A 24,724-nucleotide genomic window follows, 5' to 3' on the forward strand; every position below is an offset into this window, starting at 1 on the left:
TACGGTGAGAAAAATGGTCAAGGGTCTGATATTACTTGCCTTTAATCAGTGAGAATGCCTCGGCACGCGTTGCGGCAGAACGCATCACGCCGCGGATCGCGGAGGTCACGGTCAGCGTGCCTGGTTTCTTCACGCCGATCATCGAAAGACAGAGATGCTCTGCTTCGATAACTACCATAACTCCCATTGGTGACAGATTTGCCATCAAAAAATCGGCTATTTCGTGAGTCAGTCGTTCCTGCAGTAGAGGTCTGCGGGCCATGACGTCGATCACCCTCACGAGACTGGAAAAACCTGTGATCTTGTTCTCCTTGGGGATGTATACCACATGAGCCTTGCCGAAAAACGGCAGCAAGTGATGTTCACAGACCGAGTAGAACGGGATATCTTTGATGATGATCATCTCATCTTCATTCTTGGTCTTGTACGTCTTCAACTCCTTTTTCGGGTCCTTTCGAACACCCGAGAAGATCTCCTCGTACATATTGGCGACACGTCGCGGGGTGTCTTTCAACCCTTCTCGATCCTTTTTCTCACCGATCGCGATCAGGATATCACTTACTGCTCTTTCTATCTTTTTTTTGTCGATCATTTTTCAGAATACCATCTATTTCATCACCCGACAATATCTCCTTTTCAAGAAGAGTCTGCGCCAGGATCTTGAGCTTGCTGATGTTTTTCTTGACAATGGATTCTGCTCTGGTCTCGGACACATCCACTATCCGCTTCACCTCTTCGTCGATCTCTCGCGCCGTCGTCTCGGAATAATCACGGTGCATACCGATCTCACGACCGAGAAAGATCTCTTCTTGTTTTTCGCCATAGGTAAGAGGCCCCAGCCGGTCGCTCATGCCCCATTCGCAGACCATCTTTCGCGCCAGTTTCGTGGCTTTTTCTATGTCATTGCCAGCACCTGTGGAAAGATCTCCGAGCACAAGTTTCTCCGAAGCACGTCCGCCGAGCATGAATGCCAGCTGGTTCATACAATATGCCTTAGAATATGTTCTGCGCTCATCAATGGGCAGCGCCTGGGTCAGCCCCAATGCCATACCACGCGGAATGATTGTCACCTTATGTATTGGATCCATACCTGGCAGAGACTTGCCCACGAGCACATGACCGCATTCATGATACGCGATGAGTTTCTTCTCATCTTCCGATATCAAAAGGCTCTTGCGCTCAACACCCATTAGAATCTTGTCTTTTGCGTCCTCAAACTCAGCCATCGTTATTTTTTCTTTGTCACGGCGCGCGGCCAAAAGTGCGGCTTCATTGACCATGTTCGAAAGGTCTGCTCCTGAGAAACCGGGCGTCCCACGCGCCAGAACATCCAGATTTACGTTTTCATCAAGCGGCGTCTTTCGTGTGTGCACCTTCAAAATCCCCAAACGCCCCCGAATATCAGGCCGGTCGAGCACAACGACCCTGTCGAATCGCCCCGGTCTCAACAACGCAGGGTCGAGAATATCCGGTCGGTTTGTGGCTGCCATGAGTATCACCCCCTCATTGACCTCAAACCCATCCATCTCAACTAGTAACTGATTCAAGGTCTGTTCGCGTTCATCGTGACCACCTCCCAAACCGGCACCTCGTAATCTTCCCACTGCATCGATCTCGTCGATGAATATGATGCACGGTGAATTCTTTTTTGCTTGCTCAAACAGATCCCTCACACGCGAGGCTCCGACGCCTACGAACATCTCCACGAAATCCGAGCCACTTATGGAGATGAAGGGCACGCCTGCTTCACCGGCAACTGCCCTGGCCATCAAGGTTTTTCCTGTGCCGGGCGGTCCGAGTAGCAGTACACCTTTAGGAATGCGTCCACCAAGGCGTGTGAATTTTCTGGGGGCTTTTAAGAACTCTATGACCTCGGTCAACTCCTCTTTCGCTTCATCCACTCCAGCAACATCCTTGAATGTCACATTCAACCTGTTCTCCAGGAGCACCTTGGCACGACTTCGCCCGAACCCGAGTGCACGATTCTGTCCCGACTGCATTTGCCGGATGAAGAATACCCAAACCCCTATTAACAGCAGCCATGGCAGTACACTCACGAGTATTCCGCTCCATCCTGATTTCTGCTTTACCGTGACTTCTACATTGTACTTCACCAATTCGTTGGCGAGAGCTGGATCATCGAACGGAATCAAAGTTGCGAATTCGGTAAACGCCCCTTTCTCCTCTATGTTGATCGGTGTTTTCAGTTTTCCTTTTATGGATTTTTCGGTTATCGTAACCTCGGTGACATTCTTCTGACGCAATTCTTGAAGGAACAAAGAATACGGAATATCGACAGTTTTGCTTCCGCGGTTCGAAAATTGCAGCACAACATACAACGGAATAGCAATGATAAGCACCCAGATCAATATCGTGGTAATTGCATTGCGCTTCGTTGGTGGTTTATTTATCATCTAATACTCCTATATATTTCAGGTTACGGTAACAGTTGTCAAAGTCAAGGCCGTAACCAACAACAAACAAGCCGGGAATTGTGAAGCCAACGTATTTCAGCGGAACTTCGATCACGCGCCTTTCTTCTTTATTGAGCAACGAGCAGACAACAAGACTGCGCGGCTTGCGGGTACGGAGATTGTCAAGTATGTATTTGACCGTACGTCCGGTATCGATAATGTCCTCGACCAAAATCACATCCCGGTCTTCGATGTTCAAAGAAAGATCATGGGTGATACGAACCACACCACTCGACTCAGTACCATTATAGCTGCGTATCGATAGAAAATCAACTTCAAGAGCAATATCGGTTTCCCTCAGAAGATCGGCGAGGAACATGAACGCGCCTTTCAAGACACCAATGAGCACTGGATTCCGGTCCCTGTAATCGGCGTTGATCTGTAACCCCAACTCAGCGACCTTCTTTCTTATCTCTTTCTCTTCAATCAAGACGTTCATATTCAACCACCAGAGTTTGCTTCGTTTTATCGCTCACCATTCCCCGGGACGCACGCCTGATTCCTATGATCCACAGTATCCCAATCTGATCGCATAGGAGCAGGGTCTTACCGCGTTTTCTCGAAACAATCCTCTGTTCGCTGTATACCTTTTTCAGCTTCTTCCTTCCCACGTTAGTTTCAATTAGATCACCCGGCCTTTTGTTTCTGACATATAACGGTAAATTAAGTTCATCCAAATCAAAAATTTCTCGATTACGCTTCGACATGCCCACATTACAGTCTTTCTCGATCCTCATCTTCACTCGGATATCACCGATCAAAACGGACCTATTATTGATATCCACAGGTATTTTCAAGACCCTACTCGGTCTTGTACGCCCGATCACAATATCTTCGTACTCACGCTGAGCGTACAAACCCTTGGGCAGACTTATTCTCTTGCTGTGCTCTTTATTCGTTAGACTAATAATAGCGTAGTAATGTTTACTTTCATAACCCTCTAAGTCTCCACGTAACTCGGATATCGCTTTCATTACCACTCGAATTATAACAGCTATATTATAGCGCATAAGCCTATTCATGTCAAGGACAGCACAGTCTTTCTCGAATCTGACCACCCTCCCATACAATTTATTTGCCTCTCCCCAGAGGTAATCATCATCGTACTTCAGTATCTGACATTCTCTTCTGATTGTCTCGTGAATCCCAGGATTCAGTTTTGCCAAAACCGGCAGCACTTTCATTCTCAAAATGTTGCGGCGATAATCCAATGAGCGATTTGTCCTATCCGTAGCATATTTGAGTCGTCTCAGTTTCAGGTAATTAATGACGTCGACCTTCTTGCAGTTCAACAAGGGCCTGACAAACGGCAACCGCTTTGCCGGTATGGATTTCAGACCAGTCATCCCACTGCCCCTCAGGAAGTTCATCAAGAACGTTTCCACAAAATCATCGAGATTATGCCCGAATGCAATACGCGCGGCGTCCGTTTCTTCAAGATGAGACAATAGGGCGCTGTACCGTGCAGCCCTTGCCGCTGCTTCGATACCGACCCCCTTTTTCTTCACTTTGACTGCCAGAATTTTGTGTCTTGCACCGTACTTCAATGCATATTCCTTTACCATCGATTCTTCACGACGGAGTATGCTCTGCGGACGCATACCGTGATTCACATACACCAGTTCAAAATCGATTTTGCCCTGGTATAGATGGTGAAGCACATCCAACAGACAGACCGAATCCGGACCTGCTGAAAATGCAATTATTACCGTCGACACCCCCTCGAACATTTGATGTTCTCGAATCGTTGCTTCTACTCTCCTAGTCAGTTTTTCCAGCACCGATACACTCATGATATATTATACCTGTATTGCGTGTATTGACAATGCACTTATGAATTCGGTTGGATCCGGGATGAAGACATATGATCTAAATATTGCGGGTGTAACGGCAACTACACTTTTTGACGAATGTCGGATTCCATCTGTTTTTCAATCTGATTCAAAATTTCCATCAAATCTGCTATTGCATGAAGCTGGTCAGGGAACTCACTTAACATACTCTCCAATGCATTCCTGGACAACCTTATTCCTTTTCTTATTATACTAACCGTACCCTCCTCCTCAATATCGCTGACCTCATCATCGAGAAGATCGTCGATAAATCCGGAAACCAGTCTTCCGGACTTGGCCGCAATAAGCGTATGATACCAAACAAGATCGTCATAATAGGGCCTGATATTTTCCGGAATCCCGCTTTTCTCTAAGGTTTTAATGAATGCATTTGTTTCTTCAAAATATTTATAGGCAAGACGGTAGATCACATACTCTTCAGGATCGACCTCTGGTATCTCTTCTTCGCCGACGCCGTCCAGATCAATACCATGTTCTTGAGCAGCTTTTTTAATCATCTTTTCTGTCCGGCTGAATATCTCTCTTAGATCATTCATGAAGATCTCAGGATCATAAGGGTCTTCGCCCTTACGGTAGTGATCTAACAACCTTTCCTGATCATCCTTGAAGACCCTGCAGTTTTCCTGTTCATCGCAGCGATCGCACCGGTAATCACAGTAGTTGAATGGTGGTGGCTTGAATTTATCATTCATATTTCAGTATATATTATCAAGGCAAGAAAGTCAATCTTTTGAGAATCACGACTCAGCACTCTCTGTTATCATCATATTCCTTAGGATCAAAGATACTAAGCTCAAGCCTGCAACCAACTTGGATATTCTTTGTGCAAGTAAGCGAGGGCATTCCTGGCCATAACTTCATCTTTCAGGTTGTTCCTGAACAGCAGGTGAACTTTGTGGATCGCCTTTGGCCTAACCGGGCTGGTTTGATGAATTTGTATGTGGAGGCCATATAATTTTACCGCTTCTTCATATTTTCCGGATCGCTCGTAGAAATTCGCGAGTCTGTACAGTGTCTTTTCCGTGAAGGATTTCAAGTACTGTTTCGCCTCTGCCTCATCACGCAAGGAGAATATGAGGTCGTCATTGTCGGCTCGCAAGGCAACATCCATGGCCCTCTCGTACATCGACCTCGCGCCTTCATCGTTGCCACTTTCATAATACAGCCGAGCCAGGATCAAAGGGGCATCATGGTTGAGATGCTCCTCGTTTATTATCTGTTGTAACAAGGGAACAGCATCAGTTACATTTTCAATATCCAGTAGTCTGCTTGCTTCTTTCATCTTTGGTGACATTTTCAATTTCTCGAAACTGTCTTCAACCATTGGTTCAATATATTTCTTCTCGATACCAAAGTATTTGAACGACGCGCCCATTCCCGCACCAAAAACAAACCCGCCGATATGGGCCCAGTACGCAGTTCCCGACTCCATGCCCCAACTTGCCCCAAGAATCTGCTGCAAGAACCATATTGGCAGAGCTATACCGGCATATACAGAGAATGTACCATAGTATGGTTTAATGAAAAGAAGAAAAAAATAAGCAAAACGAATCTTAGTTTTGAAGTGACGGATCATGAAAGCTCCCATGATCGCCGCGATGGCCCCCGAAGCGCCAATCAAGGGTACCGTGCTTTTGGGAAAAGCCAGACCGTGGAATAGACCCGCAACCAGGCCGCCAACCAAGTAGAGTCCCAGGAATACCTTCCAACTCCAATCGTCTTCGATATTACACCCGACAAGCCAGAGAAAGAGCATATTGAAAAGCAGATGAAAAAAACCCCCATGCAGGAACATGGACGAGAAAAGCTTGAAAAAGTCGAACCGGGCAGGTGTGAAACCGAATTTGTTGAATACCATCTGACCGCTCTTTTTAGTGAAATTGTCGTAGAGACGCCTCCATTGCCGGTAATCTTCGGTGCCGACCGGTATTATCTCGCCGTCAAGGATCCGCGTACGTATTTTATCGTAATCAAACTCGTTCAGCAGGGCGGGATCGGTTTCAATCAACTGGTAGGTGTAATGCACTTCTATCGCCAGCATCCTCTCGTTGATTTGATTCAATTCCGCCATCTGCCCGCCTACGACCAAGGCCGTAATGATCCAAATAAGCGAATTGACGGCAATCAACGCAATTGTAACATACGGGAGTCGCCTAACCCCCTCTTCACTGCCAACCGGAATAACGAAGAACATTAAATGGAATATAACAGAAATAGAGGAATTTGTCAACAAAAAAATCTTGACTCTGCCCCGATTCTGTGTATAATGCAAGTATGGGGTCGTAGTTCAGCCTGGCCCCATAACTTCCGAAAGTTCCGCTTTCGTGAAGTTGATGAGGGTCCCGTTTTGCAGAGGTAAAACGGGGATAGAACGCCTGCCCGTGTATTACATTAGGGGCGGCGTGGTAAGATGATGGGGTCGTAGTTCAGCCTGGTTAGAACGCCTGCCTGTCACGCAGGAGGTCGCGAGTTCAACTCTCGTCGACCCCGCTTTCTCTTCGAGAAAATGATTACATTGATTGCCTGGCGGCATCGATTACAGAAATAAAGAATTTGATTACAATGATATCCAAAATTAGACACTTTTCATATCCTGCGATATTGTCGATGATATCCTTTATCACCATTGTGATATACCTCAGTTGTGTATCTGATTCAACAACGGGAATCGGCACACCCGTATTGGTCTCGCCTCAAGATGGTTCGACAATCACTCAAAACCCGCCGCTCTTTGTCTGGCACAGCGTCGACGGCGTCGTTGGCTACAATCTGCAGGTATCTGATGACACTTTTGGAGCCCTCGATGCAATGATCATAGATATCTCTTGTCATCTGGATACCAGCTACTTGCCTTCATCCGCGTTGGGCAGTGGTTCATACTACTGGCGCGCGCAGGCAGTGGAAGGCGGTTGAGGCGGTGGAGTCGGGGATTGGTCTGATCCCTTCAATTTTGTAGTACCCTAATAAACTTTTCTCACCATAACCCCAACTTATACAAGTATGTTATTAACTACGTTTCGATATGTTCAACGCAAAAACATCTTTTCACTGCTTAAGCTGTCTTACAATTTCCTTGACCAATTCACTGGAATTTTGTGCGGCATGAACAACAAAGGACTGAAAATCAACGTCAGCATTCTCGTTGGCCAAGTCGCTGAGTGAACGGATGATCAAGAACGGTATATCATATGCGGCACAAATCTGAGCTACTGCTGCGCCCTCCATTTCAACACAATCGGCATTGAAAACCCGCGCGATCCAGAGACGCTTTGCCTCGCTCGATATGAACTGATCGCCGGTCGCGATACGGCCAAGGACGACCCGCGGCATCTCGCCTCTCATTCCCGATATGGCAGGCACGCGAACGAACTCGACCTTCTCCGCGGCATTGAGAGCGAGACCGATAAGAAGACTATCTGCGGAAAAACCTACGGTGTCAAAAGGAACAAAGCTGTCAGGCAGGATCTGTCCAAAATCATGCTGTATGACATCCTTCGATATGACGATATCGCCCACGTCGAGTGTGGGGTTTATGCCTCCTGCAACTCCGGTAAAGACAATCATATCAACACCATAACGCATGATCAATGTCTGCGCGGTTTGAGCAGACGCCACCTTGCCAACACCTGCCTTGACAAGGACGCATGGTGAGTCAAAGATCCTGCCGATCTTGTAGGTCTTCCTTCCTATAGTGTCCACCCTATCGACAATCATAGCATCGTCGATCGACTCTACTTCCACTTCCATGGCACCCATGATGCCGATAGATCTTGCCTCTTGTGTCACAAGCAAACAAATCAAGAAGGCTATCATAAAACCTCCAATTTAGGCCGCTGTCTGACAGCGAGTTGCCGTCATCGACGAAAAGTATGTTCCATCAAGATTCCGTATTCAACCAACTTGTGTATACGCACAATCATCCGCTCCATTGACAATTCGACATATGCAAACGTCGGAGGGAATCCCCTTTTATCTTCATTTTTCATGTGCCCAGGATTCACAAAGATGACACCACCATCCTCTTTTATTTCAGGCACGTGAGTGTGGCCAAAGAACACCGCATCGGCGCGCCGGCCATTAATGATGTCTTCGGGTTTGAGATCCCCGGGCAAGTCATTCGGATGGGACGCAACAGTATGTGTCAAGAGCACTCGCCAGCCAACAATATTCTTTATGAGCCGGTTCGGTATCTTCTTGTCCGCATAGACTTCGCTGAATACACCCGGAACGCGCACGAAATCATGCTCTCCTGTCTCATCTGGGTCAGTATAGTCATCGCCCAGGTGAATGAACAAACTGGCACCCTGCCCTTTGAGAAAATCCAGCGCCCTGCTCAAGTTCTTGATATGCTTATGCGTATCACTGACGACTCCCAATTTCAACATTCCGCGCTCCTCTAAGCCAGAAAAATTGAAGAGATTAATAATAGAACAAATATGATCGCGGTTGGCATGATGAGAAGTTTCAAAAAATCTTTCATTGGCACGCTGAAATATTCTATCGACACTCCGACGCACGGATGCACTGGTGAGATCACGTAACCAAAGAAGATGCTAGAATAGATCGTGGCAAAAGCGACCGGCGTAATGACGCCGTACGTCAGATACACGGGCAGGATTATCGACGAAGGCAAAATCACCCTCCCGGTCGCTACACCCAATACAAAACCGGTGACAACGCACAGGGTCAACGGCGGCAGGGGGATCGAGCCAATTAGAATTGCTGCGTTTGATGCTTTGAAAATATTCAAAAAAATGAACATTCCGATAATAATCAACGTGAAATTCCAGGGCTTCATCTTACGTGCGATACTTAATAAATCCAATCTGTATTTGCTGACAACGACGGAGACAATCAGGGCAGTAGCTACTCCGGTCAAAGTAGCCAATTCTTGCACGGGTAGAGACAAAAATCTTTTGAGTGAAAAATCCAGCACCGGCGCAATCAGTACGATGCAGAGAGGAATCAACAAACCTTTCAGTGAAAAAGGATTTTCGTAATCAATACGCCCGTGCACTTTGCGTAATAGAAATATATAGCCCAGGATCAGTGCAAAAAAGAATGTCGGCAACAGATAGAGTGCGGCACTATATACATTCAGATTGGCTATTTTTGCCGATGCGATAAGTGCGGAACTGAGCGGGTAGATCAAGACGAACAGATGCCGAAACCAGTCGTTTATTGCCACCTTTAGATCATCTCTTACACCGACACCTCCTTTCTCGAGGATCGGGGCCGAAAGCAATGCGCCGCCCGGCATCGGCAGCAGGCCCATCATCGCCGGAGCAAGAGCCATTACTCCCTTCTTGCCGATACGCAGATTGTTCACGAGATCATCCATACGTCCGCTCTCCTTCATCGTACCACCGATCATCGGGATGAAACCCATGGCAAAACCGAGCAGCAACACAGAGGGATCAACTATGGTCTGCCCGATCAGTTGAGCTGTCATCTGAAGCGGCAGAGTAAATAAACCCAGTATGAGTGCTCCGCAAAGCAGAGCAAGGGGCAAACTGCGGCGCGCTACCAGCAGAATAGCTGACAGTGATACAATGAAACCTATCCAGGTCAGCATATCGCCTATTGTTCCTTAAGTGTTTGTAGTGACATCTCGGTATACGGGAAAGAGTTAAAGAAGTAATTCGGCAATCTGTACTGCATTGAGTGCCGAGCCTTTACGCAGGTTGTCAGTCGCGATCCAAAGCGCCAGGCCATTCTCAAAAACCTTGTCATGCCTTATGCGCCCAACAAAAACATCATCCTTGCCAACGACATTTTCCGGCATAGGATATTCCTCATCGCGATCCATGATCTCTACGCCCGGAGCCTTTCTCAGTAATTTCCTTGCTTCGGTGACCGTGATATGATCTTCAAAACCTGCACAGACGGCCATGCTGCTGCCACGGCGCACTGGAACCCAGACCGCAGTCACCCCAATCTGGATCTCGTCGGTTTTGAGCATGTTCAACACTTCTCTGGCGATTACGCCTTCCTCCTCAGTATCACCATGACCCGTAAAATCTCCGACCTGCGGTATCAAATTACTGCCTATCGTATAAGGAAAAACACTATCCTCGGATTTGCAGGCATCGCTCCCAACTGCAAGGTACTCGTATTCGTATGACAATTCTGCAAGCGCATCACGTCCAAGATCCGAAATCGCCATAAAGGCGGTTGCATGCAGACACTTCAGTCCATGCTTTTTGTGCAGAGGATAAGTCGCCACGAGCAATTGTATGGTCATCGGACTCGGGTTTGAAATCAGCGATTTCTCACCTTTTACACCATCCGGGTTCACCTCTGGGATTACCTGGGCGACTCCACCCGCAAAATTAAAGGCCCTTGAACAGTCAATGACTACGGCTTTTTCCTTGAATTTTGAAACCGCGGCGCGAGTATTTACTTTATCGAGACAACAAAATACTACATCAACCTTATCCAGAAACGTGTCATAGTCGCGGAGGACTTCGAATTGTCTATCTTTGAAGACAATCGTTTCCACGCAATTATCAGCCGGGCTCATGAAATAAAGATCTGCAGCAGGGTAGTCACGCTGCTGTAGGATCCTGATCAACTCCGTGCCGATCAGGCTATCACTACCCAACACCGCAATATTTTTCATGGACCAATTATAGCGTAATGGAGTAGCAAGTCAATATGAACAAATTCTGGATTAAATTTAATGAATAGAACTAACGGTCTTCGCGATTCTCAGGCCACGCTACTATGGAACCAGTCTCTGTAATATAGGGTGCCGATTCAGGAAAATCCTGCCTCGACAGCCGCGCCATTAATCGTGCTGCGTTATGCTGCTCATCGATCACGAGTGAACGATCAGGTTTCTGAAGCGCCGAGACGATCTCTCCGCGCATCAATACGCCCGTCGAATCGACCACGATTCTTAGCATTGGAGCGTAGCCCCGTTCCTCACCTATGTTGAATCCCCATGTACAAAAATTCCCCAGGCTGTAGGCGATCAGCCTGCTATTATAGATTTCTATCGCGCGCGGCACATGTGGCCCATGCCCCCACACGAAATCGGCGCCACTATCGACCACGGCCCTTGAAAACTCAACGACGTTACCGCGCGGTTGACCCAGAAAATACTCGAAGGTATCGCGCGTGTGAAGATATCCCAAACCTTCGCCACCACCGTGGAACGAGACAATAACGACATCGTTTGCTCTTGCCAAGCGTGCCACCTTGCGCTGAGCTCCAATGATATCTGTTATTACGTCAGCACCGGGTGAGGTGGCAAAGCACGCGATGGCAATGTTCACGCCATTTATCTCAAAGCGGCCGATCTCGCCACCAAATCCGCCACATACAATACCACACGCAGCCAATTCCTGTTTGCTAGATTCAACTCCATGCGGGCCGAAATCGTTCATGTGATTATTAGCCAGGTTCATGAAATCAAAACCTGCTTCGCTAAGATGCCACGCGTAAGAAGGCGGGGTCCTGAAGGCGTACACTTTCCCTTTTTCGGTCTTCTTTGCACATACCCCTCCATCCATTATGACGCCTTCAAGATTGCCGATTGTCAAATCACCCGAACTGAGAATGTCGGCAACGTCTTCATACAGATCTTTACCATCATTCGGAGGAAGCATATTCACTGGATAATTCGAGCCCATCATGATATCGCCCACGGCAACGATCGTGAGCGAATCGCTAATGCCGGCAGAAAGGAGCAGCAATAGTATTAAAATGGAATGAATCTGCGTTCGGCTAGTCAAAAATTACTTCTGAGTTACTTATGTATTTGTATGGATTTATCTTCATCCCCGACACGCGCACTTCATAATGCAGGTGCGGAGAAATCGACCGGCCGGTCGAACCGACCCTGGCAAGTACCTGGCCGCGTTTTACGGGTTCATTCTGTCGGACGAGGATCTGCTGGCAGTGCGCGTAGGCGGTCTTGAAGCCAAATCCGTGGTCGACTATCACAGTCCAGCCATAGCCACTAACCCACCCTGCATAACTGACAAACCCATCTGCTGTTGCAGATATTCTCGTCCACCTTGGGGCGCCGATATCAACACCCCAGTGCATGCGTACATTGCCGTCAATGGGATCGACCCGATAACCATAGCCTGAGCATATCCGGCAGCCAGGAAGTGGATGCACTGAAGGAGTGTGCGACCAAAGGTACATGTTATCTTCGATTTGATCTTGAATATCCTGCAGGCTCGTTTGACGGAGGTAGTACTTTCCCTTCAATACATCGACTGACTCGTAGATCTCATTAATGATACGCTCGGTGCTCCTGTTGGCGATCTGAGGACGGTATTCATTCTGTTTGCCACCGATACCCATTGACCAGATATCAGGATGAATATGGGCCATCTGCCAGTATGTGCGCTCGCGGTTATCCTGCGAGATATGCTGGTCAAAAGAATCCTGGGCTCTTTTCAAGAAGATATTTATCGAATCAAGTCTTGCGACAAGACTCCTATTCTCCCTCTCTACTCTGGTAAGATGTATTCTCACGAATGTGCGTCGAGTGCTGTTGACGAATAAAACGATCGTCGAAATCGTGGCCGTGACAAGGAATCCGGCAAGGATGTATATGAGAACCATGGGCAGTCTAAGATTCCTGAGGAAATTGTGCTTCTGGGATACAAAAATGACCTCGAGACGGTTCTCCATTATGAGATTATATGCAGAAATGTGTTTTTGTCAATAACCTAATATTCTCGAACCATCTCCGAGAGAGATCAATTCATGGCAGCAACTGAACCGGCAAACCTCAATGCGAAAAAAGCAAATTCCACGTGATTTCGGTAGAAATCTCCAGAGATTCAACGCCAGGCAGTTGACAAAGCAGAAACTGAGGCTATAATATGCCCATGCAAGATGTGGTGCACGTCGCGATCATCATGGATGGAAACGGCCGCTGGGCAAGGAAACGCGGCCTGCCCAGGGTCATCGGCCACCGCCAGGGGGTGGAATCAGTAAGGGCAATAGTCAAAACCTCAACTGACATCGGTTTGAAATACCTGACCCTGTATACCTTTTCAACTGAGAACTGGCACCGTCCAGCCGAAGAAGTCCAGACCCTGATGAACATGCTTGAGGAGATGCTCGTAAAGGAAACTCCTGAGTTGAACAAGAATAATGTCCGCATCAATGCTATTGGCCGTCTGGATGTTCTGTCTGAGAATGCACGCCGTGCTCTGCAAGAATCACTCGATACGACGAAAAATAACAAAGGGCTTGTCATGACGCTCTGCCTCAACTACGGCAGCCGCGGGGAAATAGTCGATGCCGTTAAAAAAATAATCGAAAAAGATCGACTAGACACCATCGATCTGGCAAAGTTCAGCGAAGAAGAATTCGCCACTTTCCTTTATGACCCGTCCTTGCCCGAACCAGATTTGATGGTCCGTACGGGCGCGCAGAAGCGCGAGCGCATCTCCAATTTTCTGCTCTGGCAACTCGCTTACACAGAAATATACTTTACCAAAACCCTGTGGCCTGATTTTCGCGAAAAGGAGTATCTTGCGGCCATTGAATCATTCAAACAAAGGGAGCGTCTCTTTGGCCGTGTCTGACCTCAAAAAGCGAATCCTGACCGCCACAGTTCTGCTTGCCATCATCCTCTTTATTTTCTGGATAGACGGGATCTTCCTGCCTGTTTTCATGCTTGTATTTTTCACCTTTGCCGGCAATGAATATCTGGGTTTCTGGCATCGGAAAGAAATATACCCTCAACCGCTTGCCGTTTTTTTGCCAATATACGCGATAATTATCCTTGTCCACTACGAAGCGCCGTTCCTTCTCCCGATTTTCATCATTTTCATTTTTGTCTGTTCCCTGTATATCGTGCGTTTCCCGGGTGCCGACCGTGCCCAGAATTTCCTTACCGAAGTGGCCGCGGTTTTTTTTGGAACAGTCTACCTGTCGATTCTACCCGCTACCATCATCCTGCTGCGCAAGATTAGCTTTGAGGTTTGTTTGATGCCGTTCATCCTGACCTGGCTATATGACACATTTGCATACTTTGTAGGTAGTGCAATGGGCAAGCATCGGCTTGCTCCAAGAATCAGCCCAAAGAAGACGTGGGAAGGAACCCTCTTCGCCTTTCCTCTCACATTCCCCTTCACCCTTCTTCTGAGCAGATTTTGGTATGCTGATTTCACTCTGATCGATTCCATCATGATCACAATTGGCATTGGTATTCTTGGCACCATGGGGGACCTCTTTGAGTCGGGAATGAAACGCGGGGTCGGGCTCAAAGATGCTTCAAACGCATTCCCCGGGCATGGTGGTTTTCTCGACCGCATTGATTCCCTTGTACTGAGCATACCTTTCTTCTATATCTATTTAATAGCGACGGCATGACCGAGAAAAATCCACTGGCCGACCGGATGCGCCCGGAGAACTTCGAGGAAGTTCTAGGGCAAGATCATTTGCTGGGCAGTGGACGGCCGATAACTCGGCAGATCGAGGAAAAAAGATTGTTCTCAATGGTTCTTTTCGGACCACCGGGCAGCGGGAAGACCACAATCGCACGGCTCCTCGCTCAGAAATTTGAAGCCGATTTTGTGTCTTTTTCAGCTGCCACGAGTGGAATAGTTGAGATCAGAAAATTCATGGGGGAAGCAGCCAAGCGCAAGCAATTATATAATCGCGAGACAATAATCTTCATCGATGAAATACATCGCTTCAACCGGGCACAACAGGACGCTTTTCTGCCTTATCTGGAAAAAGGCACGATCACGCTGATCGGCGCGACAACCGAAAATCCTTCTTTCGAACTCAATTCCAGCCTGATCTCGAGAGTCAAGGTCTATATGCTGCATCCGCTATCGTTCGACGATATAAAATCCATACTGAGAAAAGCCCTCGATTCTGAACGCGGGCTCTCTAACGCATTGACGGTCGAAGATAGTGCACTCGATTTCATCGCGAACATTTCAGACGGTGATGCCCGTGTTGCATTGAACGCACTGGAACTCTCGGCCCTCGCATCAAGGCAGAAGAACGTTGACCTGAAAACGGTCGAAGAAGTGGTGCAGCGTAAAGCACTGCGCTATGACAAAAGCGGTGAAGAACACTACAATCTGATCTCTGCTTTGCACAAATCCTTACGCGGCTCAGACCCTGATGCCGGCCTTTACTGGCTCGCGCGAATGCTTGAAGCCGGTGAAGATCCTCTCTACATTGCACGGCGGCTCGTCCGCTTCGCGGTTGAGGATATCGGTATTGCCGACTCCCAGGCACTGTTGATCGCAATTGCCGCAAAGGACGCAATCCATTTCATTGGCCGGCCCGAGGGAGATCTCGCCCTGGCTGAATGTGTTGCATACCTTGCGGGTGCGCCTAAGAACAACAACCTTTACATGGCATACGCAGAGGCCAAAAAAGATGCTCTGGAAACACAAGCCGAACCAGTTCCCATGCACATTCGAAACGCTCCCACCAACTTGATGAAAAAACTGGGTTATGGTAAAGGCTACAAATACCCCCACGATTACCCGGATGCAAAAGTAGACCAAGAGTATATGCCGGACAAACTCAAGAACAAGAAGTATCTCAAAGAATAACCGACATTCATGCGCAATGATTATGATGTAATCGTAATCGGCGCCGGCCCGGCCGGTTCAGCAGCGGCTGCAGCCGCGTCGGAAAGAGGCCTCTCCGTGCTGATGATGGAAGAACATGACACGATAGGTCAACCCCTTGCATGTGCCGAAGGTCTGTCAAGGAGCACGATCAAAGGATATCTGGAAATACAACCAGAGTGGATCTCGCAGGAACTTTCTGGTTCGATCGTCAGAGGGCCGAAGGGCAGAGAATTTACCATGAAATACCCCAACGTTGGCTGGGTGCTCAATAGAAAAGCATTTGACCCGGCGCTTGCACAAATTGCTGAAGAAAAGGGCACCGTAATAAAGAAATCTACAAAAGCAATTGGCGTGCAGGGAAATGAAGTGGTCGCGAACGAGAACGGCACCACGAAAAACTATTGTTTCAAGTATCTCATCGGTGCGGACGGCATTGTTTCGAATGTTGGCCGCTGGATGGGCATTGATACGCGCATGAATCTGGACGAGATCGAAATCTGTGCCGAGTATCTTTTGAACAACATTAACATAGAAACCGGCTATGCGCATCTGATCTTCGGAAGCAGCTATGCGCCAGGCGGATACGCGTGGATCTTTCCTAAATCAAAGAATTCGGCAAATGTAGGATTGGGTGTGTCACCTTTGAGCACGAGAGAGAAGCCCAAGATGCTGCTCGACCGCTGGGTAGAGCGAGAATTCCCGGATGCAACTGTCGAAGAAAGCGTCTTCAGCGGGGTACCGGCAAAGGTCTTGAGGACCTTTTCAGGTGGAAATTTCTGCCTTGTAGGAGACGCCGCGCGTTTTACTGATCCGCTGAGCGGCGGTGGTATCGCCAATGGCATCAAATCCGGCACCATTGCGGGTCGCAACGCGGCGGACATCATCAGGGGCCGAAAGAATCGTCTGCAATCCGAGATGCGAGCAGCGGTCCTGGATGAGGTTGTATGGCACAAACGCGTGCAAAATGTCTATTCAAAACTGGATGACAGGGACCTGCAGAAGATTTTCGACATTGGTGAAAAAATCTTCCGCGGGAAGACGGTCAAGGATATCAATACGCGACACCTTGTACGACAGATACTGCTTGCGTCACCGCACCTGCTGGGTTTGGGATTCAGACTACTGCTATAAAATACTACACCGAAGCAGCAACCGGTATTTCGCTATTTTTCTTTTTCCTTGTCCGGTTCTTTCTTCTCTCTCTGGGGTATTTCCGGCTGTTTCTTTCTTGTTTGTTCGACCTTCTTCTTGTCGATCAACTCTTTGTATTTTGATTTCTTTGTCTTGATGTTCTGAAAATCATCTTCACGACGGTCGTTCACGCCATTCGAATTAGAATCCTGGAATCTATCCTGTTCCCGATCATTCCTCTGGATGACGTTCGCGCTCTGTGTCCGTGTATCGCGTGAACTGGTCCGTGCAGAAGGCTGCTTTGTATCTACCTTCACCGCCGGATTTTTCTCTTCTTCTGAATTAACCTGACGTGGAACCTGCTCGATCGCGAGGAGCATGCTCGTCAGGAATAAAAGTAACATAAATCTCTTCATTTTGTACCTCGCAAAATTATAGGCATATCATTCAACATGTCAACACCCATTCAGAGTTTAACATGAACCTTGCGCTTCTCGCCCGGATTCAATGATACGGTGCGCTTCAAGGTCCGATACCCTGCCTTCTTGACTTCGACCAAGTATTCACCGGGTTTCAGTACTATAGCCCGTGGTGACTCACCGGCATACTCTCTGTCCCCTGATTCGGTTTCTGTCACGTAGATCAGACAGCGGGGTGGAACCGTAACGATTATCAATTCAGCAGGTTCAGGTTCCTTGATTTCAATGTCCATGACCTCGGTAACAATATCCGGGCCCTCGTCATTCAGCTCCGGCAGCCTGCTGGTCGATGCTACCACGATGATCGTCTCGACCCCGGCAGGTCCGGTCACCCGATAATCATAGTCTGCATAATCCGGAGGCAATTGATATACTTGTCCGCCCCTTACCCAACCGTTGTCCTCTTCCGGGGGGAAGAGCCGAGTCACTCCTCCCCCCTGTTCTATATTGTATACTGCAAGATAGCATGATTGGTTTGCGGAGAAGTATATCGTCAACAAGTCACCCGGGCTGTAAGGTGCACCCTCGTGGTCGGTCCAGAGTGATACTTCGAGCGGTGCACCCGCAGTAATTAGCGACATCAGAAGAGCAAAGAACATGCCTACCTCACGTTCTCCGTAGAATAGAACCGGTCATCACGCGGATTGCGCGATACGCTCGGTTGACGGTCCTGTGGTCTTTGGGATTGAGGCGTGCTCTTTCGATTATCAACCCTCGGTTTCTCGACCTTTTCCTCTTTACGGTCGGGAGTCCTGGCCTCGGCATCCGGACGTCCAGGTGACTTTTCAACGCTCGGCGACCTGGGCCGCTCTTCCTGCTTGTCTGTACGCTCAACCTGTTGTCCAGACCGGCCCGGAGCAACGGGCTGGCTCGTTCGCTGACTCTTACTTTCCTTCTGAATACGCGATGGCGTCTCAACGCGCGTCTGCTCTCTCGGTGTATTCGTCTTTGTATTCTTGCTCTCGCTCTGCACGCGCGTCTGGCTGCCTGGATCTGTCCTTGCGTTATTTAGCCTCGTGTCGTTTGTCCTGGCAATGGGTTTCTCCCGCTTTGCCAGTTCGTTGATATCAATGTGCATATCCTCAATGCCGTGCTCCCGGTTCTTGGTAGCGATCTCCCGGTTGGCCTGCTTCACATAGTTCGTTCGCATCCTCTCGAGGTTGCCACTGTGCTGTTCTCTCTCAACACGGGCAAAGAGCTCAGGATCATTCTGCCTGGCCAGGTTCATGACCTGATTTTCCTGATAAGGCAGGTTGATCTCACGCGGCGGTTTCTCAGGAAGATATATGCCACTCGTCCTTGCCTTTACCCGCAGCACATTGTATGAATAGGGCAAGCGGTAGCGCACATACTGACCGTAGCGCGGCCTGTACCACCACGTACCGTGATCATACCACACGACGTAGAATCCAGCATAGAAGAAATCAGGATGGAAGTGATGGCACCAGTAGCATCGCGCCCAGTACCAGTCCCACCACCATGGATACCACCATACGAAGCGCACACAATAATATCCGTACGGCATGTATACCCAATAACCGTCATACCAGTAATCATTGTACCAGTATTCGTCATAATAACCGGGTTCGTAATAATCGTAAGAGTAGTAGATATTGGTTATGTTATCGGCGAACATCGGTATAACGGCAAGGAACAATAAAAGAAATAATGAACGTTTCATCTTAGCCTCCTTGGTTCATTACTAATTCTGGGTTATTGATATCAGTCTGGTAAGCCCAGTCGAAAATCACCGAGTACGTACCCAAAGCGGTTACACGGAATTTTGCATAGTGATAGTCCCATGTATGCATTATGTAGGTATGTCCCGGTATTGCCTCAACTTTGCCGGTTGCAGACCAGCCCTGCTGAGGCGCGTAGGTTATTTCGTCGAATGACGAAGTATAACCGAAATCCTGTATCAAACCGACCGGATGTCCGACGTAGAAACAATAGGCCTGCTCGACTTCATCATAACCGTAGTAGAAGTCACAGGTCGGGTAATCAAATGGAACGATACTGTAGGCACTGAATTTCCAACCGGCATAATCCGGGTAGATCGTGTAGTCAAAAATCTGCTCATCGAAACCTTCGGGCCGTGGTGTATCATAGACGATTTCGTATGAGAACTCGCTCTCGTTGCCATCATAGTCAAAAGACGTCACCGCGTAGTAGTATGTCTGGCCATTGATCAACCCGTAGTCAAGGAAGTAATCGAGATTGGTCTCGCCGATCTCGTAGTATAGACCAAAGGGCTCGAGACTTCGGTAAATCCGGTAGCCGGCAAGATCATGCTCTGTATTCTGATACCAGACGAGCAGGACTTCTTCGTCGCCGGTTATCGACCTCAAACCTCTGGGTACTGCGGGTGGTTCGTTATCAACGCCTTCAAATGAACAACCGGCGAGTCCCATGAGGCCGCTAATTACAATCACGTTTAGGAAGATTTTTATTCTTTTCATCATTCACCTCTGCCCTATATAATAGCATATACTGTGCCAGGTGAAAGTGATGAAATTACGAACCAAATACAGATATTCATGCACAAAACTTGTGCACCGTGCACAAAACTTGTGCACTGGGGACAGGCCCCTACTTATGTGCTTTCTGCGTTAGACGATTGCCCGCAAGCAGTCTATTGATGCATTCGGGACACTTGATTGTGTTTTCATCGAAAAGTCTAGAAGGTGGAATCCACGCCGCGCTTTTCTACGGAACCTATCCCCGCGAGGTTATCGGATGCCGAAAACTCTAAGCAGAAAGGTGAGCCGTCCGATGAGCAATGAGATCCTTGCCATCACCGTGTAGCCAAACGACGCACCGAACCCGATCATTAAAAACATTACACCAATCTTGGAACCTACTTTCAACACACCTTTGTGTTCACGTGAGAAATAGAAAAATAGCAATGCACACACCACACCGACAAAAATCATAATATTGTTGATTGATTGACCAACTGTCTCTGACGTATCATTACCTATTAAAACTAATGGCCTCAACGTTGCCTGGATCTGCGGGATAATGTAACCTTGAACTTGGGCAGTGAGGGCGAGACCGGCAGCAATGCCAACCGTAAAGGCTATTGGCCACCGGGAGATCCAAGCAGCACCCGGAAGCCACCGCATGATCATCATCAAACCAAATATTGCCGGTATAACGAGGATCCACTTCTCTATGCCCGTTTGCCGAAGGAACTCGTCGACCAACATGGGTTTCACATCAAAGGCCCAAATATAGATCACCCAGTAGCCGGCCGATACACCGACAAACAGATTTTCGGCAAATTTGTAAAACGGGTTATCACGGTACAGAAAAGAAAAAATGGCAATGGTCAGGCCAGCAGCTATCCATGTACCAAGCAAATTCATTTCTTCCTCCTCGAGAGAAAGTAGCCTATATTACCAAAAACAATGAAAGCAAGGATCAAGAGGTGCGCCATGGATTGAGCCGGCATGCCAAATGCAGCAGTATCCGGGTGCCCAACGAGCGTCTCGTATTCGGCCGCACCCTGCAGGCCGCCGATGATACCTGTAGTCTGTCCTGACTGGAGATATGGATACAGACTCGGTGCCATGACACCAGTAACACAGGCGAACATACGCACGCCGAATCTCGACACCACATACTGGATCCAATATTCGGCTGTCTGGCCGTGCGCAAAATCAACGATCAATGCAATGTCGCTATAGTTGTGAACATCTTTCATTATCGGGAAGTTATCCACGGGCACGCCCTTGTAATCTACCGCGAAGAAATCTCTTATTTCACGCCCGATCCCAATCATTACTGCCGTGTAACCGGGCCGATAGCCGAGGTTGATATAATCCTCACCATATACAGCATTGCACTCCTGCGTTATCAAATCCAGATCAAACTGGGCAAGCGGAAGACCAATAGCCAGGTGCCCAGTGTAGATGACCTTCAGCTTCTTGCGGAAACACTGACGCAGAAACGAGCGGAACATCGGCGTCAATTCTGGCGCGCTGGTCGCATCGTAGTCGATGGAAGCCAATACGACCGAACCCTCAGGAAGATTCTCGATTGTCTCGTAGGCTGACCTGACTTCACTACTGATCCTTATCGGCATCTTCAATTTCAATACTATCGGTATTGCCACAACCAATCCGACTGCAAGGTATATTATTCTTCGATCGATATTGGCGAGTCTGTCGAACAGTCTCATGAAACCTTCTATGTCAGGTATGTCCGTTCTATGCCAAGAATAATTCGCAGAGACATCACCACCCCACCCAGGTACACGCCGATCTGGATACCACGTTTGGCCGCAAGCTGTGGTATGTTAAGAAGCCAATCTGAAAATACTGGAAGTTGGTCCCATATCATCTTGCCGACGGGTACCCGACCAAGCATGACGATCGCGGCAGCAACGAGAAGAAGAGTTGCTTCAAAAGTCCTTGCACGGAAAGCCCGATAGGCAGCCGAGGAAATGAAGAAAGCAAGGAGCGCAAACATTGTTGCCTGAAGCGGTACGATCATATGTATATACGTGTACATAAAAGCGGAACGCAACTCGAAGGGCGTGTCATACTTGAACCAAGATTGAAATCCCGTTACAAGAACCAGTACAAGACCAAAGAGCAAGACGTAGCTGTATTGCCAACCCTGCTTACGTTGTCGGATTTTCTTGACATTGTATTTGACGAGACTATCCAAGCCCAAGATCATTGTGAAACCCGCAAGAATGGCGTACCAGATGAGGAAACGCTGTTGTAAACCCCCCAATGGTGGATGTGGAACAAAAAAAGCAACGACGCATAATACGCCGGTCAGAAACGTTATGATGATTGGAATCTCTCGCTTCATCAATACTCCTTCTTAGAAAGTATTAAACCATTGCACGATGTTTAAGAAAAGAACATGAAGGCTATCAACATTGAATAAATGCTGCAACAGGACGTCAAGTGTGCCCAGGAACGTGCCGAAGATCAAGAATACAAGGATTATTGCCTTGGTAAAATCCTCACCCTTCAAGCTCCCCAACATCTGCGGTTCAGGTCTGAGATAACATGATGCAGCATACATTTCCTCCCCGATAAGTGTATAATCACATGCGACAACAAAAAATGGTACCTGTTCAACCGAAGTGGTACCTGCAATCTGAATGGCTCCAACCGAATGGCCGGTCTCAGCCAAAATCAAAGATTCCGCATAGAAATAGCCCTGCCAGAAAACGGCACCCGGCTTCTCTCTCAGCACCATACCATCAACACCAGCGGCGTAGCCAAATTGGTCAGCAGTGAGGAATGCGATGTCTCGTTCATCATAAAGGTCGGGTCGTCCTTTTTCCGAATAAGCCTGCTTGACAGTTTCCTGAGCAGCTGACATCACCAGAGGATCATACTGCGGAACTAGCAGACGCGTCGAATACTCTGCACATTTCTGGGCGACGCGATGAAGAATGGATAGCGAAGCGATCGTCCAGACTTCATTGAGATAGCCCAACCCAAATGAATATAGTATGGGTCTGCCCATTTCTGTTGAGCGACCTACGGCATCGTCTATCGCATCTAATCCAGCTATCTTACGAACAAACAGCTTGTCACCGGCGTGTGCACGACGTATGTAGTAAACAACGAGAACCGAAACCAACAAGGTAACCACCAAAACGTTCATCCGCTGCGTATTGAACCACTGAGCTCTCGATACAACAGGTCCAATAATCGGCGAGTCTTGATGGCCGGACCCGGTCTGGGTTCTTATGAAGTAGAAATATTCTTTACCGTCTCTTGTGTCGCTGTTATCCTCAAAACTTGTCACACCCGGAGCGGCAGAACCAATATTCTTGAATTCTTCGGTCAAGGATTCACTGCGATATACAAAATAGCCCTGGAATATACCCACTTTTCCGGAGTCGGCCAGCGACAGTTCCCAAGTTATTGTGATCGAATTACCTTCATCATTGGGTGTGTCGTATGCTTGTACATCACTCGGCGACTGAGCAAAGAGACCTAAGATGACGAACAGGTGGACTATATTTCCTCCTTAAATGGCGATCTTTCAGATGAAAAGTAACGCAAGCCCGTCTATTCTACACAAAAAAAGGAATTTGTCGAGAGGGAAAAAAACGAACAAAACCAACCTGTCACAGACACTTTCGATTGTATACTCTCAAAAGGTCCAACACACGTAAGAACGCGAAGATGCGGGACTCCTTGCACTGACCAGGGTACAAGGCGAGAGCCGTTACTAGAGTTTCGCAAGCCGTTTCTCGAAATCAACGACAACATATTTCTTGCCTTTTTTCACAATCTTATGCCCCTCCTGTCGCAGAAGCTTCTTCTGCACGTCGACGCCACCCGGGTACTTTTCATTGATGACGCCACCTGTTTTGAGTGTCCGCCAGTAAGGTGTGATACGCTTTTTCCCTGCCCGCCAATCTTCATGCGCGGCATGTGCGGCGACCCAGGCAAATATTCCACACGTGATCGGACAGCCGATCGTAGCCTTGTATTTCTTGGCCATATAGTCGCGTATGTCATTTATCGTGATCAATTTTCCCTTGGGTACCTTTTTCATGACTTCATCGACTTCTACTGGAGCCGGGATGACCAATGTACCACTTCCCCACTTCTTGCCAATCTTGTCATTTATCTCGATTACTTTGGGCAAACCCTTACTATCGTGCAGTTTCTCATGCCATGATCTGCGTTTCTTAGGCATGCATTCCCCCTATACGGATACTAATTCAATTCGATACTAACAGGATAGCTTATTTCTCCAAGTATTGTAGTGACATACGCTCGCGCGTCGATACGATAGGCTGCCGAACCCAATCTCATTGCCTCAGCCAATGCCTGTCCGATTGCATTGTATTCAAGGGTGATCGTTGTGGTGAATTGTTCAGACTTCTTGGCTTCAACCGTAACCTTGTTGCCGGTCGTACCCGTGAAGACCTGCGTGTTATTCGCGAAAAAAGTATAGACAAACTTGTCGAGCACCGCATCAACATTGTTGGGGTTATCGACCTTTATATCGAAATCCAGTTTGAGATTATTGAATGTAAAAGAATATGGTTTTACTGAGATTAGTGAGAACTTGCATTCTTTTATTGCCAGACGTTCCTTTATGCTGGCACACGAAAGGACCAAAGATAGCAGAACTGTAAGAACTAGTATTCTCTTCATGGATTAATATAACAACACCTGTACAAAAGTCAACAATTTAATCCTCGATCGTTTGATAAATCAAACAAC

27 protein-coding genes and 1 tRNA gene are annotated in these 24,724 nt (G+C 47.9%); 6 read left to right on the top strand and 22 right to left on the bottom strand.

Annotated elements, in window-relative coordinates; all coding sequences use genetic code 11:
* Nucleotides 1-31: 31 nt before the first annotated feature.
* From folE to OEV79_04990, 6 genes are all read right to left on the bottom strand, one after another.
* Nucleotides 32-592, bottom strand: a complete 561-nt coding sequence (gene folE, locus OEV79_04965) for a GTP cyclohydrolase I FolE (protein MDH4210780.1) — start codon at nt 590-592, stop codon at nt 32-34.
* Nucleotides 555-2,414, bottom strand: coding sequence for an ATP-dependent zinc metalloprotease FtsH (ftsH, locus tag OEV79_04970; GenBank protein MDH4210781.1), 1,860 nt, complete (start codon nt 2,412-2,414; stop codon nt 555-557). Before ftsH ends, folE begins: the two co-directional genes overlap by 38 nt.
* The gene (hpt, locus tag OEV79_04975; protein ID MDH4210782.1) at nt 2,404-2,913 is read right to left on the bottom strand and encodes a hypoxanthine phosphoribosyltransferase; all 510 of its coding nucleotides are present in this window, start codon (nt 2,911-2,913) and stop codon (nt 2,404-2,406) included. Before hpt ends, ftsH begins: the two co-directional genes overlap by 11 nt.
* Nucleotides 2,897-4,267: a tRNA lysidine(34) synthetase TilS gene (gene tilS, locus OEV79_04980; GenBank protein ID MDH4210783.1), complete on the bottom strand. Its 1,371-nt coding sequence runs from the start codon at nt 4,265-4,267 to the stop codon at nt 2,897-2,899. Before tilS ends, hpt begins: the two co-directional genes overlap by 17 nt.
* Before the next feature lie 101 nt (nt 4,268-4,368).
* Nucleotides 4,369-5,019, bottom strand: coding sequence for a hypothetical protein (locus OEV79_04985; GenBank protein ID MDH4210784.1), 651 nt, complete (start codon nt 5,017-5,019; stop codon nt 4,369-4,371).
* Nucleotides 5,020-5,120: 101 nt separating this feature from the next.
* Nucleotides 5,121-6,521 (bottom strand): rhomboid family intramembrane serine protease, encoded by a 1,401-nt coding sequence (locus OEV79_04990; protein MDH4210785.1) that lies wholly within the window; start codon nt 6,519-6,521, stop codon nt 5,121-5,123.
* Nucleotides 6,522-6,742: 221 nt separating this feature from the next.
* Between OEV79_04990 and OEV79_04995 the strand changes: the two genes are divergently transcribed.
* A tRNA-Asp gene (locus OEV79_04995) sits at nt 6,743-6,817 on the top strand.
* Nucleotides 6,818-6,889: 72 nt separating this feature from the next.
* Nucleotides 6,890-7,240, top strand: coding sequence for a hypothetical protein (locus OEV79_05000; protein ID MDH4210786.1), 351 nt, complete (start codon nt 6,890-6,892; stop codon nt 7,238-7,240).
* Between the two features lie 132 nt (nt 7,241-7,372).
* Here OEV79_05000 and OEV79_05005 read toward each other — a convergent pair whose 3' ends face one another.
* From OEV79_05005 to OEV79_05030, 6 genes are all read right to left on the bottom strand, one after another.
* Nucleotides 7,373-8,140, bottom strand: a complete 768-nt coding sequence (locus OEV79_05005) for a 5'-methylthioadenosine/adenosylhomocysteine nucleosidase (protein MDH4210787.1) — start codon at nt 8,138-8,140, stop codon at nt 7,373-7,375.
* Nucleotides 8,141-8,181: 41 nt separating this feature from the next.
* Nucleotides 8,182-8,712 carry a metallophosphoesterase family protein gene (locus OEV79_05010; GenBank protein MDH4210788.1) on the bottom strand — a complete coding sequence of 177 codons (531 nt, stop codon included), beginning with the start codon at nt 8,710-8,712 and terminating at the stop codon, nt 8,182-8,184.
* A gap of 11 nt (nt 8,713-8,723) precedes the next feature.
* Complete coding sequence (locus OEV79_05015; GenBank protein ID MDH4210789.1) at nt 8,724-9,902, bottom strand: DUF401 family protein; 1,179 nt, start codon at nt 9,900-9,902, stop codon at nt 8,724-8,726.
* A gap of 54 nt (nt 9,903-9,956) precedes the next feature.
* The gene (locus OEV79_05020) at nt 9,957-10,949 is read right to left on the bottom strand and encodes an aspartate-semialdehyde dehydrogenase (protein ID MDH4210790.1); all 993 of its coding nucleotides are present in this window, start codon (nt 10,947-10,949) and stop codon (nt 9,957-9,959) included.
* 70 nt (nt 10,950-11,019) lie between these two features.
* Nucleotides 11,020-12,066 carry a CapA family protein gene (locus OEV79_05025; GenBank protein MDH4210791.1) on the bottom strand — a complete coding sequence of 349 codons (1,047 nt, stop codon included), beginning with the start codon at nt 12,064-12,066 and terminating at the stop codon, nt 11,020-11,022.
* Nucleotides 12,059-12,979, bottom strand: coding sequence for a M23 family metallopeptidase (locus tag OEV79_05030; GenBank protein MDH4210792.1), 921 nt, complete (start codon nt 12,977-12,979; stop codon nt 12,059-12,061). The genes OEV79_05025 and OEV79_05030 overlap by 8 nt, the downstream gene beginning before the upstream one ends.
* Before the next feature lie 200 nt (nt 12,980-13,179).
* On the opposite strand from OEV79_05030, the gene uppS reads away from it, so the two are divergent.
* The 4 genes from uppS to OEV79_05050 are packed head-to-tail and all read left to right on the top strand — an operon-like array spanning nt 13,180 to nt 17,031.
* Complete coding sequence (gene uppS, locus OEV79_05035) at nt 13,180-13,884, top strand: polyprenyl diphosphate synthase (protein ID MDH4210793.1); 705 nt, start codon at nt 13,180-13,182, stop codon at nt 13,882-13,884.
* Nucleotides 13,877-14,674, top strand: coding sequence for a phosphatidate cytidylyltransferase (locus OEV79_05040; GenBank protein ID MDH4210794.1), 798 nt, complete (start codon nt 13,877-13,879; stop codon nt 14,672-14,674). The genes uppS and OEV79_05040 overlap by 8 nt, the downstream gene beginning before the upstream one ends.
* Nucleotides 14,671-15,879, top strand: a complete 1,209-nt coding sequence (locus OEV79_05045; GenBank protein MDH4210795.1) for a replication-associated recombination protein A — start codon at nt 14,671-14,673, stop codon at nt 15,877-15,879. Before OEV79_05040 ends, OEV79_05045 begins: the two co-directional genes overlap by 4 nt.
* 9 nt (nt 15,880-15,888) lie before the next feature.
* The gene (locus OEV79_05050) at nt 15,889-17,031 is read left to right on the top strand and encodes a geranylgeranyl reductase family protein (GenBank protein ID MDH4210796.1); all 1,143 of its coding nucleotides are present in this window, start codon (nt 15,889-15,891) and stop codon (nt 17,029-17,031) included.
* Nucleotides 17,032-17,063: 32 nt separating this feature from the next.
* Here the strand turns inward: OEV79_05050 and OEV79_05055 are convergent, their stop codons facing one another.
* The 10 genes from OEV79_05055 to OEV79_05100 form a co-directional block, all read right to left on the bottom strand.
* Nucleotides 17,064-17,447: a hypothetical protein gene (locus OEV79_05055; GenBank protein MDH4210797.1), complete on the bottom strand. Its 384-nt coding sequence runs from the start codon at nt 17,445-17,447 to the stop codon at nt 17,064-17,066.
* Between the two features lie 50 nt (nt 17,448-17,497).
* Nucleotides 17,498-18,109: a DUF4384 domain-containing protein gene (locus tag OEV79_05060; GenBank protein ID MDH4210798.1), complete on the bottom strand. Its 612-nt coding sequence runs from the start codon at nt 18,107-18,109 to the stop codon at nt 17,498-17,500.
* A 2-nt stretch (nt 18,110-18,111) separates the two neighbouring features.
* Complete coding sequence (locus tag OEV79_05065; GenBank protein ID MDH4210799.1) at nt 18,112-19,191, bottom strand: hypothetical protein; 1,080 nt, start codon at nt 19,189-19,191, stop codon at nt 18,112-18,114.
* Nucleotide 19,192: 1 nt separating this feature from the next.
* Nucleotides 19,193-19,969, bottom strand: a complete 777-nt coding sequence (locus OEV79_05070) for a hypothetical protein (protein ID MDH4210800.1) — start codon at nt 19,967-19,969, stop codon at nt 19,193-19,195.
* 270 nt (nt 19,970-20,239) lie between these two features.
* Entirely contained in the window at nt 20,240-20,878 is a 639-nt protein-coding gene (locus OEV79_05075) for a hypothetical protein (protein MDH4210801.1), read from the bottom strand.
* Entirely contained in the window at nt 20,875-21,693 is an 819-nt protein-coding gene (locus OEV79_05080; protein MDH4210802.1) for a hypothetical protein, read from the bottom strand. Before OEV79_05080 ends, OEV79_05075 begins: the two co-directional genes overlap by 4 nt.
* A gap of 8 nt (nt 21,694-21,701) precedes the next feature.
* Nucleotides 21,702-22,334 (bottom strand): hypothetical protein, encoded by a 633-nt coding sequence (locus OEV79_05085; protein ID MDH4210803.1) that lies wholly within the window; start codon nt 22,332-22,334, stop codon nt 21,702-21,704.
* 12 nt (nt 22,335-22,346) lie between these two features.
* The gene (locus OEV79_05090) at nt 22,347-23,372 is read right to left on the bottom strand and encodes a hypothetical protein (protein ID MDH4210804.1); all 1,026 of its coding nucleotides are present in this window, start codon (nt 23,370-23,372) and stop codon (nt 22,347-22,349) included.
* Nucleotides 23,373-23,717: 345 nt separating this feature from the next.
* Complete coding sequence (locus OEV79_05095) at nt 23,718-24,191, bottom strand: MGMT family protein (protein MDH4210805.1); 474 nt, start codon at nt 24,189-24,191, stop codon at nt 23,718-23,720.
* A 20-nt stretch (nt 24,192-24,211) separates the two neighbouring features.
* A complete protein-coding gene (locus OEV79_05100) occupies nt 24,212-24,655 on the bottom strand; it encodes an LEA type 2 family protein (protein MDH4210806.1) in 444 nt (147 codons plus the stop codon).
* Nucleotides 24,656-24,724 lie beyond the last annotated feature (69 nt).

This window comes from candidate division WOR-3 bacterium, from assembly GCA_029858255.1.
Lineage (GTDB): Bacteria > Hydrothermota > Tepidihabitantia > SM23-42 > SM23-42 > SM23-42.

Coding starts and splice junctions, on each gene's coding strand:
- folE (MDH4210780.1), bottom strand. CDS start 592: ATGATCGACAAAAAAAAGATAGAAAGAGCAGTAAGTGATATCCTGATC.
- ftsH (MDH4210781.1), bottom strand. CDS start 2,414: ATGATAAATAAACCACCAACGAAGCGCAATGCAATTACCACGATATTG.
- hpt (MDH4210782.1), bottom strand. CDS start 2,913: ATGAACGTCTTGATTGAAGAGAAAGAGATAAGAAAGAAGGTCGCTGAG.
- tilS (MDH4210783.1), bottom strand. CDS start 4,267: ATGAGTGTATCGGTGCTGGAAAAACTGACTAGGAGAGTAGAAGCAACG.
- OEV79_04985 (MDH4210784.1), bottom strand. CDS start 5,019: ATGAATGATAAATTCAAGCCACCACCATTCAACTACTGTGATTACCGG.
- OEV79_04990 (MDH4210785.1), bottom strand. CDS start 6,521: ATGTTCTTCGTTATTCCGGTTGGCAGTGAAGAGGGGGTTAGGCGACTC.
- OEV79_05000 (MDH4210786.1), top strand. CDS start 6,890: ATGATATCCAAAATTAGACACTTTTCATATCCTGCGATATTGTCGATG.
- OEV79_05005 (MDH4210787.1), bottom strand. CDS start 8,140: ATGATAGCCTTCTTGATTTGTTTGCTTGTGACACAAGAGGCAAGATCT.
- OEV79_05010 (MDH4210788.1), bottom strand. CDS start 8,712: ATGTTGAAATTGGGAGTCGTCAGTGATACGCATAAGCATATCAAGAAC.
- OEV79_05015 (MDH4210789.1), bottom strand. CDS start 9,902: ATGCTGACCTGGATAGGTTTCATTGTATCACTGTCAGCTATTCTGCTG.
- OEV79_05020 (MDH4210790.1), bottom strand. CDS start 10,949: ATGAAAAATATTGCGGTGTTGGGTAGTGATAGCCTGATCGGCACGGAG.
- OEV79_05030 (MDH4210792.1), bottom strand. CDS start 12,979: ATGGAGAACCGTCTCGAGGTCATTTTTGTATCCCAGAAGCACAATTTC.
- uppS (MDH4210793.1), top strand. CDS start 13,180: ATGCAAGATGTGGTGCACGTCGCGATCATCATGGATGGAAACGGCCGC.
- OEV79_05045 (MDH4210795.1), top strand. CDS start 14,671: ATGACCGAGAAAAATCCACTGGCCGACCGGATGCGCCCGGAGAACTTC.
- OEV79_05050 (MDH4210796.1), top strand. CDS start 15,889: ATGCGCAATGATTATGATGTAATCGTAATCGGCGCCGGCCCGGCCGGT.
- OEV79_05055 (MDH4210797.1), bottom strand. CDS start 17,447: ATGAAGAGATTTATGTTACTTTTATTCCTGACGAGCATGCTCCTCGCG.
- OEV79_05060 (MDH4210798.1), bottom strand. CDS start 18,109: ATGTTCTTTGCTCTTCTGATGTCGCTAATTACTGCGGGTGCACCGCTC.
- OEV79_05065 (MDH4210799.1), bottom strand. CDS start 19,191: ATGAAACGTTCATTATTTCTTTTATTGTTCCTTGCCGTTATACCGATG.
- OEV79_05070 (MDH4210800.1), bottom strand. CDS start 19,969: ATGAAAAGAATAAAAATCTTCCTAAACGTGATTGTAATTAGCGGCCTC.
- OEV79_05075 (MDH4210801.1), bottom strand. CDS start 20,878: ATGAATTTGCTTGGTACATGGATAGCTGCTGGCCTGACCATTGCCATT.
- OEV79_05080 (MDH4210802.1), bottom strand. CDS start 21,693: ATGAGACTGTTCGACAGACTCGCCAATATCGATCGAAGAATAATATAC.
- OEV79_05085 (MDH4210803.1), bottom strand. CDS start 22,334: ATGAAGCGAGAGATTCCAATCATCATAACGTTTCTGACCGGCGTATTA.
- OEV79_05095 (MDH4210805.1), bottom strand. CDS start 24,191: ATGCCTAAGAAACGCAGATCATGGCATGAGAAACTGCACGATAGTAAG.
- OEV79_05100 (MDH4210806.1), bottom strand. CDS start 24,655: ATGAAGAGAATACTAGTTCTTACAGTTCTGCTATCTTTGGTCCTTTCG.